Annotated in this window: 15 protein-coding genes; 8 read left to right on the top strand and 7 right to left on the bottom strand. The window is 70.5% G+C overall.

Annotation, left to right across the window (positions count from 1 at the left end; translation table 11 throughout):
- Positions 1–232 precede the first annotated feature (232 nt).
- Positions 233–1,138: a LysR family transcriptional regulator gene (locus PO78_RS02660; RefSeq protein ID WP_012584952.1), complete on the top strand. Its 906-nt coding sequence runs from the start codon at positions 233–235 to the stop codon at positions 1,136–1,138.
- 45 nt (positions 1,139–1,183) lie between these two features.
- Here the strand turns inward: PO78_RS02660 and PO78_RS02665 are convergent, their stop codons facing one another.
- On the bottom strand, positions 1,184–2,089 hold the full coding sequence (locus PO78_RS02665) for a LysR family transcriptional regulator (RefSeq protein WP_004303781.1): 906 nt from the start codon (positions 2,087–2,089) through the stop codon (positions 1,184–1,186).
- 94 nt (positions 2,090–2,183) lie between these two features.
- Here PO78_RS02665 and PO78_RS02670 point away from each other — a divergent pair, with 94 nt between their 5' ends.
- From PO78_RS02670 to PO78_RS02690, 5 genes are all read left to right on the top strand, one after another.
- Positions 2,184–3,413 (top strand): M20 aminoacylase family protein, encoded by a 1,230-nt coding sequence (locus tag PO78_RS02670; protein ID WP_004303783.1) that lies wholly within the window; start codon positions 2,184–2,186, stop codon positions 3,411–3,413.
- Positions 3,414–3,431: 18 nt separating this feature from the next.
- Positions 3,432–4,469 (top strand): TRAP transporter substrate-binding protein, encoded by a 1,038-nt coding sequence (locus PO78_RS02675; protein WP_004303785.1) that lies wholly within the window; start codon positions 3,432–3,434, stop codon positions 4,467–4,469.
- A 59-nt stretch (positions 4,470–4,528) separates the two neighbouring features.
- The gene (locus tag PO78_RS02680; protein WP_004303787.1) at positions 4,529–5,041 is read left to right on the top strand and encodes a TRAP transporter small permease; all 513 of its coding nucleotides are present in this window, start codon (positions 4,529–4,531) and stop codon (positions 5,039–5,041) included.
- Positions 5,038–6,330 (top strand): TRAP transporter large permease, encoded by a 1,293-nt coding sequence (locus tag PO78_RS02685; protein ID WP_004303790.1) that lies wholly within the window; start codon positions 5,038–5,040, stop codon positions 6,328–6,330. Before PO78_RS02680 ends, PO78_RS02685 begins: the two co-directional genes overlap by 4 nt.
- 125 nt (positions 6,331–6,455) lie before the next feature.
- Entirely contained in the window at positions 6,456–7,772 is a 1,317-nt protein-coding gene (locus PO78_RS02690; protein ID WP_004303791.1) for an amidohydrolase, read from the top strand.
- A gap of 92 nt (positions 7,773–7,864) precedes the next feature.
- Here the strand turns inward: PO78_RS02690 and PO78_RS02695 are convergent, their stop codons facing one another.
- A complete protein-coding gene (locus PO78_RS02695; protein ID WP_040828719.1) occupies positions 7,865–9,364 on the bottom strand; it encodes a nucleobase:cation symporter-2 family protein in 1,500 nt (499 codons plus the stop codon).
- A 286-nt stretch (positions 9,365–9,650) separates the two neighbouring features.
- Positions 9,651–10,166, bottom strand: coding sequence for an AmiS/UreI family transporter (locus tag PO78_RS02700; RefSeq protein ID WP_043741874.1), 516 nt, complete (start codon positions 10,164–10,166; stop codon positions 9,651–9,653).
- Positions 10,167–10,467: 301 nt separating this feature from the next.
- Between PO78_RS02700 and PO78_RS02705 the strand changes: the two genes are divergently transcribed.
- Complete coding sequence (locus tag PO78_RS02705) at positions 10,468–11,367, top strand: DMT family transporter (RefSeq protein ID WP_043741876.1); 900 nt, start codon at positions 10,468–10,470, stop codon at positions 11,365–11,367.
- Positions 11,368–11,385: 18 nt separating this feature from the next.
- Here the strand turns inward: PO78_RS02705 and PO78_RS02710 are convergent, their stop codons facing one another.
- From PO78_RS02710 to PO78_RS02725, 4 genes are all read right to left on the bottom strand, one after another.
- The gene (locus tag PO78_RS02710) at positions 11,386–13,524 is read right to left on the bottom strand and encodes a putative bifunctional diguanylate cyclase/phosphodiesterase (RefSeq protein WP_052484341.1); all 2,139 of its coding nucleotides are present in this window, start codon (positions 13,522–13,524) and stop codon (positions 11,386–11,388) included.
- A gap of 99 nt (positions 13,525–13,623) precedes the next feature.
- Positions 13,624–14,304: a response regulator gene (locus PO78_RS02715; protein WP_012584960.1), complete on the bottom strand. Its 681-nt coding sequence runs from the start codon at positions 14,302–14,304 to the stop codon at positions 13,624–13,626.
- Positions 14,305–14,313: 9 nt separating this feature from the next.
- A complete protein-coding gene (locus PO78_RS02720; protein ID WP_231570595.1) occupies positions 14,314–15,861 on the bottom strand; it encodes a hybrid sensor histidine kinase/response regulator in 1,548 nt (515 codons plus the stop codon).
- A 10-nt stretch (positions 15,862–15,871) separates the two neighbouring features.
- Positions 15,872–17,377, bottom strand: coding sequence for a sensor histidine kinase (locus PO78_RS02725; protein WP_004326303.1), 1,506 nt, complete (start codon positions 17,375–17,377; stop codon positions 15,872–15,874).
- Positions 17,378–17,659: 282 nt separating this feature from the next.
- Between PO78_RS02725 and PO78_RS23495 the strand changes: the two genes are divergently transcribed.
- Positions 17,660–18,865: a methyl-accepting chemotaxis protein gene (locus PO78_RS23495; RefSeq protein ID WP_156147756.1), complete on the top strand. Its 1,206-nt coding sequence runs from the start codon at positions 17,660–17,662 to the stop codon at positions 18,863–18,865.
- Positions 18,866–18,878: the final 13 nt, after the last annotated feature.

The following is an 18,878-nucleotide window of genomic DNA, read 5'->3' on the forward strand; positions in this document are numbered from 1 at the left end:
TAGATACTTAAAGTATCGAGTTGCAGGTTTGATGGCTTCCTCGGGCCGATATCCACGCCCGCTTATGTGCAGTATCGGTACTGGAAATATGGCCGATACGGGTCGCCGCCGAGAATCGCGACTTGCGTCGCTCCTACCGCCCGCGCGCAAGGCCCCCGGGCGCAGCGCTGTGGGAGCGACGCAAGTCGCAATCCGGCGGTCGAGCCGGCGCCCTTCGACCCTGGAGAAGAAAATGGATCGCTACACCGAACTGCGCAGCTTCGTGCTGGTGGCCGAGAAGGGCAGCTTCGCGGCCGCGGCGCTGGTGGAGGGCGTGACCCCGGTGGTCATGGGGCGGCGGCTCGACGCGCTGGAGAAACGCCTCGGGGTCAAGCTGATGCACCGCTCGACGCGGGGCCTGGCGCTGACCGAGCTTGGCGAGCAACTGCTCGACCAGAGCCGCGCGCTGCTGCGCGAGTTTGACGAACTCGAGCGCGCGGTCGGCGCCGGGCGCGACCTGGTGCGCGGCCATCTGGTGGTGTCCGCGCCCGCCGCCTTCGGCCGCCGCCACGTGGCCCCGCACGCGACCGCCTTCAAGGCCCTGCACCCCGAGCTGCGCATGTCCTTCAACTTCACCGACAGCGTGGTCGACCTCGTGCGCGAGGGCTACGACATGGCGATCCGCATCGGCGAGGTGACCGACCCCAACTACGTCGCCGTGCGCCTGTTCCCCAACCGTCGCGTGGTGTGCGGCACGCCCGACTACTTCGAGCGCCACGGCATCCCGCGCCAGCCCGAGGACCTCGCCCGCCACAACTGCCTCGCCTTCAACCTCGCCGGCGGGCAGCAGCGCGGCTGGTCCTTCCTGCGTGACGGCAGGTTGTTCGCCGTTCGTGTCGAGGGCGACCTGGCCTGCAACGATGGCGAGCTGCTCTACGGCTGGGTCAAGCAAGGTCTGGGCGTGGGCTGGCGCTCGACCTGGGAGATCCAGGCCGAGTTGAAGCGCGGCGAACTGGTCACCGTACTCGACGAGTTCGCGGTGCCGAGCTACGACATCCAGGCGGTGTATCCGCAGCAGCGTCATCTGCCGGCGAAGGTGCGGCGCTTCATCGAGCACCTCAGGGCGAGCTACAACCGGCCGGGGTATTGGGAAGAATGAGGGGAAGAACGAGGGGAAGAACGAGGGGAAGGGTGAGGCAGGGAATCAGGGGCGCGGCAGGCAGGACTGCAGCTCGCGGCGGCACAGGTTCGCGAGCATCTTCGCCGCGCTGCCGAGCGGCACGCCACGCAGGGTCATCAGGCCGAGCGGCATGGTGGGCGGCAGCGGCTGCAGTGCGAGCGGGCGCAGGCCGACGCCGACCTGAGCATCGGTCACCAGTACCTTCGGGCCGTAGCCGATGAGGTCGTTGCGGCGGACCATGTCGAGGATGAGGTAGGGCGAGGAGCAGTGCAGGATGCGGGTCGGCGCCCGGAAACCCCGGGCGCGCAGCCACCCGACCAGGTTCATGCTCTGGCTGCCGGCGGAGAGGTTGAGCACCCATTCGGCGTCGGCCACCGCGTTCCAGTCGCGCGCTTCGGCCAGCGGGTGCGTGGCGCGCACCATCGGCACCGCGTCGATGTCGGCCAGGGGTTCGAACTCGATCTCGTAGGGCAGGTCCTGCGGAGAGGCGAGCGCGATCGCGAAGTCGATCTTGCCCTCGATCAGCCCGGGCAAGGCCTGCACCAGCAAGCCCTCGTGGAAGGTCAGCTCGGCGTCCGGCTGTGCCTTGCGGAACGCGGAAAGCACGGCCGGCAGCACCGTCGCCGTCAGCAGCGGCGTGATCGCCGCCTTTACATGCGCGCCCGCACCCCCCCGCATCTGGCGGATCTCCGCGCGCGCCTTGTCGATCGTCGCCAGCACCAGGCGGGCGCGCACGAGCAGCGCGCTGCCCTCCGGCGTGAAGCCGATGCCCTTGTAGCTGCGCTGCAGCAGCTCCGCACCGACGTCCTCTTCGAGCTCGCGCAGCGCCTTGGTCAGCGCGCTCTGGCTCAGGTTCATGGCGCGGGCCGCGGCGCGGATCGAACCGCTTTCGGCGACCTGCACGAGTGCCTTGAGCTGGTGGTCCTTCACGGTTCATGTGACCTCTGAAAGTTGTCATCCAGGAAAAAATATCGCCTTACGGTGTTCGGTGCAAGTTCCTATTATCTGGACATGAGCTAAATCTATGGTGAGCCGGATGACCACCCAGGAAGCAGTCGCACACGAGATCGATGCGGAGCAGATGAAGCGGTGGCGCCATGCCATCCATCGCAACCCCGAGCTGGGCTTCGAGGAGCACGCCACCAGCGCGCTCGTCGCCGAGCAGCTGCGCGCCTGGGGCTACGAGGTGCACACCGGCATCGCCGTCACCGGCGTGGTGGGGGTGCTGCGGGTGGGCGATGGAAGCGGGCGCACGATCGGGCTGCGTGCCGACATGGACGCCATCCCGGTGCAGGAGATGACCGGCCTGCCGTGGGCCAGCATCGTTCCGGGCAAGATGCACGGCTGCGGCCACGACGGCCATACCGCCATGCTGCTCGGCGCGGCGCGGGCGCTCGCCGCACGGGTGAAGGGCGGGGCACTGCAGGGTGACGGCACGCTGGTGCTGATCTTCCAGCCGGCCGAGGAGCTCGGCGGCGGCGGCGGCGCGCGGCGCATGATCGAAGACGGCCTCTTCGAACGCTTCCCCTGCGATGCGATCTTCGGCATGCACAACTTTCCCGGCATCCCGGTCGGCCAGGTCCATGTTCGCCCGGGCGCCTTCATGGCCTCGTCCGACAAGGTGCTGATCCGCTTCATCGGCCGCGGCGGGCACGGCGGCATGCCGCACATGGCGGTCGATCCGACCCTGCCGGCGGCGGCGACGGTGCTCGGGCTGCAGTCCATCGTCGGGCGCAACGTCAATCCCAACCTCGCCGCGGTGATCAGCGTCGGCCGCCTCCAGGCGGGCGCGGCCTACAACGTCATCGCCGAATCCGCCGAGCTCGAGTTGAGCGTGCGCACCCTCGATCCCGAGGTCCGCGACCTGGTCGAGCGCCGCATCCGCGAGCTCGCCGAAAACCAGGCGCGTGCCTATGGCTGCAAGACGGAGATCCGCTACGAGCGCGGCTACCCGGTGCTGGTCAACGCCGCCCGGCCCACCGCCTTTGCGGTCGAGGTCGCGCGCCAGACCTTTGGCGCCGAGCACGTGGTGGCCGATGCCCAGCCGCTCACCGGCAGCGAGGACTTCGCCTTCCTGCTCGAGCAGGTGCCGGGTTGCTACCTGCTGGTCGGCAACGGCGACAACGGCCACGCCGAGGGCCGGTGGTCGGGCGAATGCATGGTCCACAACCCGCACTACGATTTCAACGATGCCTGCCTCGCGGTGGGTGCCCGGCTGTGGATCGGCCTGGTCGAGCAGTACTTCCATAACTAGATCCTGCAAGGAGACACCATGAAACTCAGCAAGCTGTTCGCCACCCTGTCCGCCGGACTCGTCCTCGCCACCGCTGCCGGTCTTCCCGCCGCCCAGGCCGCCACCACCCTGACCATGTCGAGCTGGGTGTCGCCCACCCACTTCCTCACCCCCGAGGTCTTCCAGCCCTGGATCGAGGACGTCAAGCGCGTCACCGAAGGCCGCGTCGACGTCCGCATCCTGCCCAAGCCGGTGGGCGCTCCTGCCCAGCACTGGGAGCTGGCGCGCAAGGGCGTGGCCGACATCACCTGGGGCAACTTCACCTACGAGCCGGATCGCTTCAAGGCGGTGTGGTTCTCGGAGATGCCCTTCATCGGCACCAAAGCCGAGGCGTCCTCGGTGGCGCTGTGGGAAACCTACGAGAAATACCTCGCCGGCAAGCCGGCCTTCGAGGGCGTGGTCATGCTCGGCGTCGGCCTCTTCGGCGGCGGCCAGATTCACCACGGCAGCAAGAACATCGTCGAGCCCGACGACCTCAAGAACCAGAAGGTGCGCATGGGCGGCCCGATCCAGAAGCGCCTGCTCGAGGATCTGGGCGCGGTGGCGGTCGCCGGCCCCGGCCCGAAGGCCTACGAGCTGCTCGAGAGCGGGGTGGTCGATGCGTCGCTTCACACCATCGAGTCGGTCATCAACTTCCGCGTCGAGGACAAGCTCAAGCATCACACCATCGTCCCGGGCGGCTTCTACGACGCGAGCTTCTTCGTCGTCATCAACGAGGGCAAGTGGAACAAGCTCTCCGAGGCCGACCGCAAGGCGATCATGAGCGTCTCCGGCGAGAAGCTGTCGCGCCTGTGGGGCCAGCGCTTCGATGCGCAGAACAAGGCCGGCGAGGCCAAGCTGCGCGCCGAGGGCCATGTCTTCAACGCGCCCTCGAAGGCGCTGTTCGAGCGCATCGGCGCGGTGCGCGAGCGCATGCTCGCCGACTGGGCGGCCGAAGGCCCGAGCTTCGGTGTCGACAAGCCGATGGAGATGCTCGAGTTCTTCGAGCAGCGCTACAAGGCCCACGCCGGCAAGTGACCGCTGCTTGATCCCGGAGGTGGCCGGCCCGGACCGGCCACTCCCACATGGAGAGACACATGGACGCGTATCTGTCCCGCATCCGCAAGGGCGTCGAGGCGCTGCTCATCCTGACCCTGGCGGGCATGGTGCTGCTGACCTTCATCGACGTCATCGGCCGCCGCCTGTTCGGCGCGCCGCTCTACGGCGCGCACGACGCCACCGAGCATCTGATGGCGATCATGGTGTTCTGCGGCCTGCCGCTGCTTACCGCGGCGCGCGGCCACCTCACCGTCGATCTGTTCGACAAGTGGCTGCTACGCCCGGGCTGGGTGTGGTGGCACCGGCTGGTGTCGGCGCTGGTGGCGCTGGTGCTGCTGCTGATCGCCTACGAGTTCCTGAACTCGGCCATCGAGGCCGGCAAGATCCAGGAGATCAGCCAGTCGCTGTCGATCCCGCGCGGCGGCATGTATGGCTTCATCGCCTTCACCTCGCTGCTGTCGGCCCTGGCCGCGTTGCTGGGCTGTTTCGCCGCGCCGCCCTCGCATCCCGTCACCGTCCAGTCCCACGCCACCCAGGAGCGTGCCAAATGACCGTCGGACTTCTTTCCCTGCTGGCCGTGCTGGTGCTGGCATTCCTGCGCGTGCCGCTCGCCTTCGCGCTGCTGTCGGTGTCGCTCGGCGGCATCGGTGTGGTCATGGGCTGGGACGTCGCGCGTTCGCTGGTGCCGATGACGATCTCGGAGGCGGTGTTCTCCTACGAGCTGGCCGTGGTGCCGATGTTCATCCTGATGGGCAACATCCTCGCCCGTACCGGGATTTCGGATGACCTCTTCCGCGCTGCCAACGCCTTCCTCGGGCCGGTGCGAGGCGGGCTCGCGCTGTCGACCATGGTCACCTGTGCCGGCTTCAGCGCGGTGTGCGGCTCCAGCCTGGCGACCGCGGCCACGATGTCGAAGGTCGCCTACCCGAGCATGAAGCGCTACGGCTATTCCGACGCGCTCGCCTCGGCCACCATCGCCGCCGGCGGCACGCTCGGCATTCTCATCCCGCCCTCGATCATCCTGATGATCTACGGCATCCTGACCCAGACCAACATCGGCCACCTGTTCGTCGCTGGCGTGGTCCCCGGGCTGCTCGGGCTGCTGATGTACCTCCTGGTGATCTATGCGGTCGCCCGCATCAGCCCGCAGGATGCGCCGCGCGGCGAGCGCACCACGATGGCCGAGAAGCTGCACGCGCTGCGCGGGGTGTGGCCCTTCACGCTGCTCTTCGTGCTCATCATCGGCGGCCTCTACGGCAAGCTCTTCACTGCAACCGAGGCGGCGGGCATGGGTGCGGGCCTGGCGCTGATCCTCTCGATGGTGCAGGGGCGCATGAGCTGGCAGGACTTCCGCCATATCTTCATCGAGACCGCGACCACCTCGGTGATGCTGTATTCGGTGCTGTTCGGTGCGCTGCTGTTCGCCAAGCTGATCTCGTTCTCGGGCCTGGGCGAGGGCATCCTCGAGCTCTTCAACCAGGCGGGCCTCGGTCCCTGGGGCACCATCGTCGCGATCCTGGTCGTGTTCCTGCTGCTGGGCTGCGTGATGGATTCGCTGGCCATCATCCTGATCTGCGTGCCCCTGTTCGTGCCCATCCTGCTCGCCCACGGCTTCGACCTGGTGTGGTTCGGCATCATCGTCGTCGTCGTGACCGAGATCGCGCTGATCACGCCGCCGATCGGCATGAACGTGTTCGTGCTCAAGGCCACGCTGCCCCACGTGCGGCTCGGCGCGATCTTCCGCGGCCTCACGCCCTTCATCGCGATCGACCTGGTGCGGCTGGCGCTGCTGGTGATCTTCCCGTCGATCTCGCTGGCGCTGGTGGCGTTCATGAAATAGTTTGAAAGCGGGCGCGACCGACGCTTTCCAGGTCGGCCGCGCCCGCTGCGCGTGATCGTGGCCGGCCTTCCCCACCCCTTGCTCAGAGAGAATCCAAAATGAAAACATCCAGGCGAACATTCACGATGCTGCGCCTCGCCGCGGCCCTTGCCCTGCTCGGCCAGGGCGCTGCCGCCTCCGCCCAGGCGCTCGACGACGCCACCCTGCAGGCGCTCGCCACCCGCTTCGACGCCATCCAGCCGCGCATGGTCGAGTGGCGGCGCGACATCCACCAGCACCCCGAACTGTCCGGCCAGGAGGTGCGCACTGCGGCGCTGGTCGCCGAGCACCTGCGCAAGCTCGGCATGGAGGTGCGCACCGGCGTGGGCGGCCACGGCGTGGTCGGCCTGCTCCAGGGCGGGAAGCCGGGCAAGGTCGTCGCGCTGCGCGCCGACATGGACGCGCTGCCGGTGGCCGAGGTCACCGGGCTGCCCTTCGCGTCGCAGGTCAAGCAGATGAACATGGGCGTCGAGTCGCCGGTCATGCACGCCTGCGGCCACGACGGCCACACCGCGATGCTGATGGCGGTGGCCGAGGTGCTGGCCGGCATGCGCGAGCAGATCCCGGGCACGGTCAAGTTCGTCTTCCAGCCCTCTGAAGAAGGCCTCTCGTCGGCGCCGGTAGCCGGCAAGAGCTGGGGCGCCAAGGCCATGGTGGAGGAGGGCGCGCTCGACAACCCGCGCCCCGACGTCGCCTTCGCGCTGCACATCATCCCCAACATGCCCTCGGGCATGATCGGCTACCGCAGCGGCCCGCAGTTCGCCAGCGGCGACACCGTGCGCATCAAGATCAAGGGCAAGCAGACCCACGGCGGCTTCCCGTGGAACGGTGTCGATCCGATCGTGGTGTCGGCGCAGGTGGTAACCGCGCTGCAGACCATCGTCAGCCGCCAGCTCAACATCAGCAAGGAGCCGGCGGTGCTGTCGATCGGCCAGATCAACGGCGGCAACCGCGAGAACATCGTCCCCGAGGCGGTGGAGATGGTGGGCACGCTGCGCGCCTTCGACGAGGCCATGCGCGCCGACGCCAAGGAGCGCATCACGCGCACCGCGGAGTCGATCGCGGCCGCCAGCGGCGCCACCGCCGAGGTCAGCTTCGGGCCGTCCGCCTATCCGGTGACGACCAACCCCGAGGCGCTGACCGAGATGCTGGCCCCGGTGCTGAAGAAGGTGAGCGGCGGCAAGGCGATGCAGACCTCGCGCCTGATGGCCTCGGAGGACTTCTCCGAGTTCCAGAAGGTGGTGCCCGGCCTGTACATCATCCTGGGCGCCGCACCCGAAGGTAAGACCCCGGCCACCGCGGCGCCCAACCACAACCCGGCCTTCGACTTCGACGAGGCGGCGATGCCGGCCGGTGCGAAGGCGATGGCGGCGATGACGCTCGAGTTCCTGGCAAAGCCCTGAGCGGCCTTCGCGTCGTCCGCTGCAACGCAAACGGGGGCCAGCGGCCCCCGTTCTTCATGCTGCGTGCGCCGTGTTGGGCAGCGGCCTCTCGCTCAGTGCGCCTCGGCCGCCTTCGCCGCCTCGATCGCCCCGGCGCGGTCCTCACGGCCGCCGTTGAAGTACAGGTTCAGCACCACCGCCGAGATCGCCGTCAGCAGGATGCCCGACTCGAGCAGCGGGTGCAGGCTGTGCGCCATGTGCTGCATCCAGCGCGGCGCCACCAGCGGCACCAGGCCGAAGCCGATCGACAGCGCGACGATGTAGAGGTTGTTGCGGTTGGCGCGGAAATCGACGTTGGCGAGGATGCGGATGCCGGTCGCCGCCACCATGCCGAACATCACCAGGCCCGCGCCGCCGAGCACGAAGGTCGGCACCGACTCCACCAGCGCCGCCATCTTGGGCAGCATGCCGAGCACGATCATGATCACGCCGGCAGCCACGCACACCCAACGGCTCTTCACGCCGGTCACGCCCACCAGGCCCACGTTCTGCGAGAAGCTGGTGTAGGGGAAGGTGTTGAAGAGGCCGCCGATCAGCGTGCCGAGACCGTCGGTGCGCAGGCCGGCGGCGAGCTCGCTGCGGCTGATGCGCTTGTCGGTGATCTCGCCGAGCGCGAGGAACATGCCTACCGACTCGATCATCACCACGATCATCACCAGGGTCATGGTCAGCACCATCACCGGGTCGAAGGTCGGCATGCCGAAGGCGAAGGGGGTCACCACGTCGAACCAGTCGGCCTTGGCGACCTTGTCGAAATGCATCTTGCCCATCACCACGGCCACCACGCAGCCCACCACGATGCCCAGCAGCACCGCGATGTTGGCCACGAAGCCGCGTCCGTAGCGCACCAGCAGCAGGATCACCACCAAGACGAAGGCAGCCACCGCCATGGTGTCGAGCGCGCCGTAGCTCGCGTTGTCCACCATCGGGATGGGGCCGGGCAGCTTGGCGAGCTCCACGCCCGCCTCGGCGGCCCTGGCCTTGGCGCCGTCGACCATCTGCACCAGCTTGGGCACATCCACGCCCTGCGCGAGGTGGGCCGGCCCGCCCAGCGCCCAGCCCACACCCACCCGCATCAGGCTGATGCCGATGATCGCGATGATGGTGCCGGTCACCACCGGCGGGAAGAAGCGCAGCAGCCGGCTCATGAAGGGGGCGATGAAGATCGACAGGATGCCCGCGCCGATGATCGCGCCGAAGATCGCCCGCGCGCCCTCGGGGCCGCCCTGCACGTTGGCCATCGCCACCATCGGCCCCACCGCGGCGAAGGTCACGCCCATCATCACCGGCAGCTTGATGCCGAAGTACTTGCCGAAGCCGAGCGACTGGATCAGCGTCACCAGGCCGCAGCAGAACAGGTCGGCGGAGATGAGCAGGGCGACCTGCTCGGGGCCGAAGCCGAGCGCGCGCCCCACGATCAGGGGCACCGCGACCGCGCCGGCATACATCACCAGCACGTGCTGCATGCCCAACGCGGCGAGCCGCCCGCCGGGCAGTTTCTCGTCGACCGGATGGACCGGGTCGCTTCCGCCTTGCAGTGCGAGGTCGGACATGTTCGTCTCCTTCATGTTTTGTGTGTCTCTTCCGCGCCGTCCCGCCCGGGTGGTCCCGGGTCATCGCGGCGCCGTGCAGGGGTCGGGGTGGTGGTGCGCCCTCTGCCGTCGGGGAGGGGCGGAGGGCGCGGCCAGGGTCTGCTGCCGACTTGAACCGGAGTCTAGGGATTCGCCTTCGCGGCGGGAGCGAGTCTGGCGAATACCTCGAATATAAAATTTTATATTTTTGCGGTGCAGCATCACGTGGCGTGAAGGGCTCGCAGCGGCATCCGCGGGCGGCGCGCATTCAGTACAGTGCGCCGGTCAGCAGCAGGTAGCCGGGCAGCCAGGCGGTGCCCATGCCCTGGACGATCGCCATCCACGCGGTCGCGCGCGCGATTGGCCTGTGCACGGCGAGCAGCAGGAAGAACATCAGCCACAGCACCGCCCACGCCGCCCACGACAGGCCGAGCCACCAGTCCCAGGTGCTGTCGGCGGCGCGCAGGGTGTCGGCCGCGATCGGCAGCGCGGTGATCGCCACGAACAGGCTGAACCAGCCCAGCCCGCGCCCGTCGGCGCCGGTGAGGCGGTTCCAGGCCACCCACAGGTAGGTGAAGGAGAACAGCAGCGAGAAGGCCGCGGCGCGGATCGACGCCGCGTCGGCGTCGGCGCCGAGGGCCAGGCGCAGGCAGACCAGCAGGGTGAGTCCGCCGGTGCAGAGGTTGATGATGGTGATCTCGCGGTCGCCGATGCGGCCGAGCATCCACAGGCCGTTGAGGATCAGGACCGCGCCGACGTAGAACAGGGACAGGCCGAGCAGCATGAGGTTTTCCAGGGACGTACGATGGGGCCGCGCAGTGTAGGTGGCCGAGACGCGCGCGCGCAGTGCGGCAGGCTGATGCCGCGCATCAGGGCGCGCACACGTCGCGCTTCCCCGTCGCGCGACGCCGCGTGCCGATCGCCCGCTCCCCGCGGATGGGCTACATCACCGATGCGATATGACACCCCCGGCGGCGCTGGCGCATAATCCGTCCCGCACTGTTGCTCGCCGCCGTCTCCCCGGCGGATCCCTTCGGCCGCGGCTCCCTTCCGGGGCGCCGCGGCATTTTCCTTTTGGAGGTCCGATGTCCGCATCCGGCTCGCCGCGCCTGGCGCTGTCCGCGCTCGCGCTCCTGTCGCTGATCTGGGGCTACAACTGGGTGGTCATGAAGCAGGTCATCCAGTACGTCGATCCCTTCGACTTCTCGGCGATCCGCACCGCGCTCGGCGCCGCCACGCTCTTCGTGGTGCTGATCGCACTGCGTCGCCCGCTGGGGCTGCAGCAGGTGCGCGAGGTGGCGCTGCTCGGCGTGCTGCAGACCGGCGCCTTCACGGCGCTGATCCAGTGGGCGCTGGTGGCCGGCGGCGCGGGCAAGACCGCGGTGCTGGTGTATACGATGCCGTTCTGGGTGGTGCCGATGGCCTGGTTCGTCCTCGGCGAGCGCGTGCGCGGCATGCAGTGGGTGGCCAATGCGATCGCCGGCTGCGGCCTCGTGCTGGTGCTCGAGCCCTGGGCGATGGGCGGCAGCGCCTTCAGCAACCTGCTCGCGGTCGCCGGCGGGGTGACCTGGGCGGCGGCCTCGGTGCAGGCCAAGCGCATGCGCCGCGCGCACGACTTCGACCTGCTCTCGCTCACCGCCTGGCAGATGCTGTTCGGCGCGGTCGCGCTGTGCGTGCTGGCGCTGCTCCACCCCTCGCGGCCGATCGACCCGACGCCTTACTTCTGGGGCGCGCTGGTGTTCAACGCGGTGTTCGCCACCGGGCTGGCCTGGCTGCTGTGGCTGTTCGTGCTGCAGAGGCTGTCCGCCGGCGTGGCGGGGCTGTCCGCGCTCGGCATCCCGATGGTGGGTGCGCTCGCGGGCTGGATCGAGCTCGGCGAGCGCCCCACCGCGGTGGAATTCGCCGGCATGGCGCTGATCGTCGGCGCGCTGGCGCTGACGAGCCTGTGGTCGCTGCGCCAGGCCAGGCGCGCGTCGCCGCGCTGAGCGGCGGGCGCGCCGCGCTCAGGCGCCGATCGCGACCACGCGCGGCTTTGCGTAGCGCTCGGCGGGCGCGAAGCGGTCGATCAGCGCGCCGAGGGCCGCGGGCGCCACCGGCGGGCTGAACAGATAGCCTTGCAGCGCGTCGCAGCCGGCGGCGGCGAGCAGCGCGCGCTGCTCCTCCGTTTCCACGCCTTCGGCGACCACGCGCAGGCCCAGGCCGCGCGCCAGGCCCAGGGTTGCATCCACGATGATCGAGCTCTTCGGGTCGCGGCTCAGGCCATCGACGAAGCTGCGGTCGATCTTCAGCTTGGTGAGGGCGAAGCGGCTCAGGTAGGCGAGCGAGGAGTAGCCGGTGCCGAAGTCGTCGAGCGCGACGCTCACCCCCATGCGGCTGATCGCCTCGACCTGGCGCGCGCCGTGCTCGCTGTCGCTCATCATCGCGCTCTCGGTGAGCTCGAGCTCGAGCTGGCCGGGGTCGATGCCGGTGCGCTCGAGCACCTCGCGCACGCGCTCGGGCAGGCGCCCGCCCGCGAGCTGGTGCGCGGAGACGTTCACCGCCACGCGCACCGCCGGCAGGCCGGTGTCCTGCCAATGGCGGACCTGGCGGCAGGCGGTCTCGAGCGCCCAGTCGCCGATCGCGACGATCAGCTCGCTCTCCTCGGCCACCGGGATGAACTCCGCCGGCGACACCCAGCCCAGCGCGGGGCTGTTCCAGCGCAGCAGCGCCTCCACGGTGCGTACGCGGCCATCGCGCACGCACACGATCGGCTGGTAGTAGAGCTGCAGCTCGCCGCGCGCGAGCGCATGGCGCAGCTCGCTCTCGACCTCGATCCAGCGCCGTGCCCGGGTGTCCATGCCGGCGGTGAAGAAGTGCAGGCGGTTGCCCAGGCCGTGGCGGATCTGCGCACGCGCGGCCTCGGCCGCCTGCAGCAGGTGCTCGGCGTCGGCGCCGTCCTGAGGATGGACGCTGATGCCCAGGCTCGCGCTCATGTGCAGGAGCTGGCCGTTGACCGTCACCGGGCGGGCGATCTCGTCGAGGATGCGTCGCGCGAGCGCGGCCAGCGCGTCGGCATCGGTGAACTCGGTGATCAGCACGAGGAACTCGTCACTGCCCAGGCGGGCGAGGCTGCTGCGCCGCTTCAGGCAGCCCGCGATGCGCTCGGCCATCACTTGCAGCAGGCGGTCGCCGGCGTCCTGACCGAGGCTCTCGTTCACCCGCCGGAAGCGGTCGAGGTCGAGCAGCAGCACCGCGGCCTTGCCCTCGCCGGCGGAGGCGCGCTCCACCGCCTGCTGCAGCCGCTCCATGAAGAGCTGGCGGTTGGCGAAGCCGGTGAGGGGATCGTGGTGGGTCAGGTAGTCGAGCCGGGCCTGGTCCCGCTTCTCGCGGCTGATGTCGCTGAACATGCCCACGTAGTGCGTGGGCAGGCCGTCGGCGCCGCGCACCGCACGCAATGCCAGGCGCTCGGGGTAGATCTCGCCGCTCTTGCGCCGGTTCCACACCTCGCCGACCCACGAGCCGCGCGTGACCAGCGCGTCCCACATGCCGGCGTAGAAGGCGGCGTCGTGGCGGCCGGATTTGAGCACGCGCGGATTGAGCCCGAGCACCTCGGCGCGCGCATGGCCGGTGATGCGCTCGAAGGCCGGGTTGCAGTCGAGGATGTCGCCGGCGAGGTTGGTCACCACGATGCCTTCGTGCAGGCCCTCGACGACCTCGCCCCAGATGCGCAGGTGGGCCTCGCGGGCACGCAGGCCGTCCTCGGCGTGGCGGCGGGCCCGGCGCCCGCGCGCCTCGGCCAGGCCGCGCGCCAGCGCCGGGGCGAGGCGCGCGAGATCGTGCTTGTGCACGTAGTCGTGTGCGCCGAGCGCCATCAGGCGGCCGGCCTCCTCGTCGGCGAGCGAGGCCGAGACGACCACGAAGGGCAGGTCGAGGCCGCTCGCCTGCACCTGGGCGAGGGCCTCCTCGGGGCTGAACCCGGGCAGGGCGTAGTCGCACAGCACCGCGGACCACGCGCAGGCCTCGAGCGCGGCGCCGAGTTCCGCGGCGCGATCGACGCGGCGCGCCGTCGCCACCGTGTAGCCGGCGCGCTCGAGCTGGCGCACGACCAGCGCGGCATCGGATTCGTTGTCCTCGACGATCAGCAGGTTGACGGTCTCGCCCATGCTTGCCCTTCCATTGCGGGGTGCGGCCGCAAGCGCACTCCGGCACTCCGGTCCATGCGGCGATGATAAGCCGGCGGGCCGTGGCGGCAATCCCTTGGATTACCGAGGCGCGTCTAGGGTTGTGGAGCGCTTGCCGAGCGTGATGAGGCCGCGGCGCGCGGCCTCGAGCAGCAGGTTGGCGATGTCGCGCACGCCCAGGCGCTCCATGATCTGCGCGCGGTGCGCCTCCACGGTCTTGACGCTGAGGTCGAGCCGGCGGGCGATCTCCTTGGTGCCGAGGCCGCTGCCGATGAGCTCGAGGATCTCGGTCTGGCGCGGGGTCAGCACGCTCGCCGCGCGTTCGTCCTCGGGCGGACGGGCGAGCATGTTGCCCACCAGGTGGCGCGACACCGCCGGGCTCAGATAGACGTCGCCGCGCATCACCGCCGCGATCGCCATCTCGAGCTCGGCCACCGCGGCGTCCTTGAGCAGGTAGCCGCGCGCGCCGCAGCGCAGCGCCTGCTCGAAGAAGTCGCCGGTGTCGTGCATCGACAGGATCACCACCTTGATGTGCGGATGCGCCGCGGCGATCGTGCGTGTGGCGGCGAGGCCGTCCATGTCGTCCATCGCGATGTCCATCAGCACCAGGTCGGGCTGCATCGTCGCCGCCAGCTCGACCGCCTGACGGCCGCTGCTCGCCTCCTCGATGCCGGCCACGCCCGCGATGGAGCCGAGCAGCGCGCGGATGCCCGCGCGCACCAGGCTGTGATCGTCCACCAGCAGAACTCGCATTCCTTCCATGGCCGAATCCTACGCCGCGGCGGCGTGTGCGGTACAGGGCAGGCTGACCCGGATGCGGGTGCCCGCGCCGGGCGCCGCGTCGATGTGGACCTCGCCGCCGATGAGCGCGGCGCGCTCCTCCATGCCGAGCAGGCCCACGCTGGCGCCCTCCAGCATGCGCCGGCGCGCGCGCGCGAGGTCGAAGCCGCGGCCGTCGTCGGCGATCTCCAGGTCCAGGCGGCCGTCCGCGGCCGACAGGGCGATGCGCACCCGCTTCGCCGCCGCATGGCGGACGACGTTGGTGAGCGCCTCCTGCAGCAGGCGGAAGCACACGATCGCGCAGCGCTCTTCCGCCTTGAACTCGCCCACGCTGCCGGCGAAGTCGAGCGCCAGCCCGGCGCGCGCGCATTCGCGCTCGGCGTGCCAGCGCAGCGAGGCTTCCAGGCCCATGTAGTCGAGCTGCGGCGGGCGCAGGTTCAGGGACAGGCCGCGCACCTGCGCGAGCGCCTCCTCGGTGGTGTGGATGGCCGCGGCCAGGCGCGCCACCGCCGGGCCGGCGTCCAGATGCGGGGTCATCGCCTGCAGGTCGAGCTTGACCGCGGTCAGCGCCTGGCCGATCTGGTCGTGCAGCTCGTAGGCCACCGCACGGCGCTCGGCCTCCTGGGCGTCGAGCACGCGCAGCGACATCTGGCGCAGGCGCGCGTTGGCGGTGCGCAAGGCCTCGGCCGCGGCGCGCTGCGCGGTGACATCGTGCACCGTGCCGATCAGGCGCGGCGTCGCAGCCTCGACGCCGCGGCTGCGGGCGGCGCACTCGAGCACGTAGCGCAGGCTGCCGTCGGCATGGACGATGCGGTACTCCAGTTCCACGCGCTCGCTGCCGGCCGCGAGCTCGCGATGCGCCTGCAGCAGGCGGCCGAGGTCGTCCGGGTGCACGCGGGTGAGCAGGGCGTCGAGCGCATCCTCGCCCGCCACCGGGGCCATGCCGAAGAGCGCGAACAAGGTGTCCGAGCACCATGGCGCGCCGCCCGGCAGGTCCCTGCGCCACTGCCCGACCCCGCCGATGCGCTGCGCCTCGCGCAGCACCGCCTCGCTGTCGTGCAGGGCGGCGAGCGCGCGTCGGCGCTCGGCGCGGACGCGCGCCTCGCCGAGCTCGCGCTCGATCGCGGGGGCGAGGCGGGCGAGGTTGTCCTTCATCAGGTAGTCGTGGGCGCCGCGGCGCATCAGTTCGATCGCGGTCTCGTCGCCGATGGTGCCCGAGACCACGATGAAGGGCAGGTCGAGCCCGCTCGCGTGCAGCTCGGCGAGCGCGCTGCGCGCGTCGAACCCCGGCAGGTTGAAGTCGGAGAGCACCACGTCCCAGGTCTCCTCGACGAGCGCCGCACGCATTCCGGCGCCGTCCTCGATGCGGCGATGGCGCGGCGCGAAGCCCGCTCGGCGCAGCGCGCGCAACACCAGCAGCGCATCGCTCTCGGAGTCTTCCACCATCAGCACGGCGAGCGCGCGCGGCGCGGGAGCGGTGCGAGACTCCGCAGGCGAGCTCGGGGAGGGGGCGGAGGCGGAGTTCGGGAGAGGGGTCAAGGCGCTCGCCTCAGGCAGGCGTTCCGTTGCGTGCAGGGGCCGGCGGCCCGGGCAGCAGCGGCAGGGTGAAGCGGAAGCAGGCGCCCTCGCCAGGGCTCGCCTCGGCCTCCAGGGTGCCACCGTGACGCTGGATGATACGCTGCACGATCGCCAGCCCGATGCCCGTGCCGGGAAACTCGCGCTGCGAGTGCATGCGCTGGAAGGGCACGAACAGCCGGGCGGCGTGCTTCATGTCGAAGCCCGCGCCGTTGTCGCGCACGAAATACTGCCGCAGCACGCGCGTGCCGAGGGGATCGACGATTTCCCGGCAGCCGAGTTCGACGCGCGCCCGCGGCACGCGCGCGGTGAACTTGCAGGCGTTGTCGCACAGGTTGGCGAGCGCGATCCCGAGCAGGCGGCGGTCGCCCCAGACCGTCAGCCCGGGGGCGATCACGAACTCGATGTCGCGCCCCGGCCAGCTCTCGCGCACGCGCTCGGCCACCTCGCGGGCGAGCAGGTCGAGCTCCAGCCACTCGAAGGACGGCTCGCTGCGGGTGACGCGGGCCAGCTGCAGCAGGTCCTCGATGAGCAGGTTCATGCGCGCGCATTCGCCGCGGATGCGTGCGAGGTATTCCTGCGCTTCCACGGGCAGGGCGGCGCCGTGATCCTCCTCGAGCGCCTGCGCCCAGCCGCCGATGCCGCGCAGCGGTGCGCGCAGGTCGTGCGACACCGAGTAGCTGAAGCTCTCCAGCTCGCGGTTGGCGAGTTCGAGCTGGCTGCGCTGCTGGTGCAGGGCCTGCAGGGTCTCGCCGAGCGCGTCGGCCATGTGGTCGAACTGCGCACCGACCTGGGCGATCTCGTCCTTGCCGGACATGCCGAGGCGGTGCTCGTAGTGACCCTTCTCGATCGCCCGCGCGCCCTTGTGCAGTTCCTGCAGCGGATCGAGGATGCGGCGATGCACCAGGAAGAGCTCCAGGCCGATCACGAGGCCCAGTGCGAGGATGAGGCCCGCGATCAGGCGCTCCTGATCGGCATGCAGCCGTTCCAGCCGGGCCTGGCCGAGATCGAGCAGGCGCAAGGTGTCGCTGGCCACCTGCTGCGTCGCCTCCATGAAGTGCACCGAGGCCATGCGCTGCGCGTCGAGCAACTCGGGCGTCGGCGTGCTGCCCGCGGCCTCGCGCAGGCGATCGGCGGCGAGCGCCTCGAACAGCGCCGGCAGTTCCGCGTGGCGTGCGCGCAGGCCCGCGATGATCGGCTCGCCGGGGGTGCCGTCCATCAGCGCGGGCGCGAGCAGCGCGCCGAGCGCCTGGTGGCTCTCGTACCAGCGCGCGCGCGCGGCCGGCGAGGGCTCGGCGAGGAACTCGAAGATGCGCGAGCGCATCTGCGCGGCGCCCACCGGCCCGATCTGCGCCGACATGCGGCCGCGCTCCAGTTCGGCGCGCAAGGCCAGGTTGTTCGCGATCCACAGCCCCGTGGCGACCACGACGGTGATCAGCGACGCGATCGCGATCGCCCATTGCTGCCTGCGGATCAGCACGCGAATCCCTCCGTCTCGATGAGCCTGCTCCTGCTTTCCGACTAGTCCAATCCCCTAGGGGCATGCACGGAATTTTACCGATTGTCCCTAGACGCCCCGGAGCGGGAACATGCAGGCGACGGAAATGCATGCCGCCGGCAAACCCCGGGCGGATGCGGAGTTTAACGGCACTCCCCGGATGGGTTCCATCTTCGCGCGGAGCGCTCCGTGAGCGAAGTCCGCACGGAACAGGAATCGTCGCAGCGCCACAAGGCGGGTGCGGCACAAGTGGAGAAGCCTCAAGTGTCCCAAGCCCCCCAGGCTCCCGCCTCGAAGGATTCGCAGCTCCTGCCCCTGGCTGCGCTCGCCGCGCCCGGGTTGGCGGGGGCGCTGCTGCTCGGCGCGCTCGTGCCGGGCGCGGCGGGCGTCGTCGCGGCGGGCGTCGTCGGCGTCGCCGGCCTCGCCCTGCCATGGTGGATACTGCGTCGCGAGCGCGCCCGCCAGGCTGACGTCGCGGCGCGCGTGGCCACGGCGGAGCGTGCGCGCCTGGCCGAGCGCGAGGCCTACCTCGCCAGCCTGCAGCAGTTGGCGCAGGCCGCGCTGGCGCGCTGGCACGACCACGTGGGCATCTCGCGCAGCCAGACCGAGACCGCCGTGGGCGCGCTCGCCGGCGAGTTCGCGCACATCCTCGAGCGCCTGCAGGACGCGCTGCTGCGCTCGCGCCAGTCCACCGCCGACCGCGGCGAGGACAGCGTGGTCGGGGTGATCGGCCATGCCCGCGGCGAGCTCGACCGCGTGCTCGCCGGGCTCAACGCCGCGCTCGCCGAGAAGCAGAGCCTGTCGCAGGCGGTCGCCCGCCTCGCCCAGGTCACCGAGGAGCTGATGCGCATGGCGAGCGAGGTCGGCGAGATCGCCAAGCAGACCAACCTGCTCGCGCTCAACGCGGCGATCGAGGCCGCCCGCGCCGGCGAGTTGGGGCGCGGCTTCGCGGTGGTCGCCGACGAGGTGCGCAAGCTCTCCGACCTCTCCGGCGCCACCGGCGAGCGTATCCGCGCCAAGGTCGAGAGCGCCCACGCCGCGATGGCCGAGGCGCTCGCAGCGGCCGAGCACATGGCCCGCGGCGACGCCGTCCTGGTGCGCGACTCCGAGGCGGCGATCGGCAGCGTGGTCGGCCGCTTCGACCAGGTCGGCAACGCCATGGCGCAGGCCGCGCGCGCGCTCGAGGAAGACAGCACCGCGGTGCAGTCCCGCATCGAGGGCGTGCTGGTGCAGCTCCAGTTCCAGGACCGCGTCAGCCAGATCCTCGAGGCGGTGCGCGCCGACATGGCGCGCCTCGCCGCCCAGGTCGCCGAAGACGAGGCCCGCCTCGCCGGCGGGCGGGTGCCGGCGCCGATCGACGTCGCCGCCTGGATCGCCGCGCTCGAGCGCACCTACACCACCCTCGAACAACACGCCCGCCGCGCCGACGCGAACCCCGCCCCGGCTGGCGGCGACATCACCTTCTTTTGAGCAGGAGTACTCC

The organism is Thauera sp. SWB20, from assembly GCF_000831325.1.
GTDB lineage: Bacteria > Pseudomonadota > Gammaproteobacteria > Burkholderiales > Rhodocyclaceae > Thauera > Thauera aminoaromatica.

What these genes read in the sequence shown, in the direction of transcription:
- PO78_RS02690 (WP_004303791.1), top strand. Translation starts at nt 6,456, where the DNA reads ATGCTGCGCCTCGCCGCGGCCCTTGCCCTGCTCGGCCAGGGCGCTGCC.
- PO78_RS02715 (WP_012584960.1), bottom strand. Translation starts at nt 14,304, where the DNA reads ATGGAAGGAATGCGAGTTCTGCTGGTGGACGATCACAGCCTGGTGCGC.
- PO78_RS02660 (WP_012584952.1), top strand. Translation starts at nt 233, where the DNA reads ATGGATCGCTACACCGAACTGCGCAGCTTCGTGCTGGTGGCCGAGAAG.
- PO78_RS02675 (WP_004303785.1), top strand. Translation starts at nt 3,432, where the DNA reads ATGAAACTCAGCAAGCTGTTCGCCACCCTGTCCGCCGGACTCGTCCTC.
- PO78_RS02705 (WP_043741876.1), top strand. Translation starts at nt 10,468, where the DNA reads ATGTCCGCATCCGGCTCGCCGCGCCTGGCGCTGTCCGCGCTCGCGCTC.
- PO78_RS02710 (WP_052484341.1), bottom strand. Translation starts at nt 13,524, where the DNA reads ATGGGCGAGACCGTCAACCTGCTGATCGTCGAGGACAACGAATCCGAT.
- PO78_RS02700 (WP_043741874.1), bottom strand. Translation starts at nt 10,166, where the DNA reads ATGCTGCTCGGCCTGTCCCTGTTCTACGTCGGCGCGGTCCTGATCCTC.
- PO78_RS02685 (WP_004303790.1), top strand. Translation starts at nt 5,038, where the DNA reads ATGACCGTCGGACTTCTTTCCCTGCTGGCCGTGCTGGTGCTGGCATTC.
- PO78_RS02670 (WP_004303783.1), top strand. Translation starts at nt 2,184, where the DNA reads ATGGTGAGCCGGATGACCACCCAGGAAGCAGTCGCACACGAGATCGAT.
- PO78_RS02695 (WP_040828719.1), bottom strand. Translation starts at nt 9,364, where the DNA reads ATGTCCGACCTCGCACTGCAAGGCGGAAGCGACCCGGTCCATCCGGTC.
- PO78_RS02680 (WP_004303787.1), top strand. Translation starts at nt 4,529, where the DNA reads ATGGACGCGTATCTGTCCCGCATCCGCAAGGGCGTCGAGGCGCTGCTC.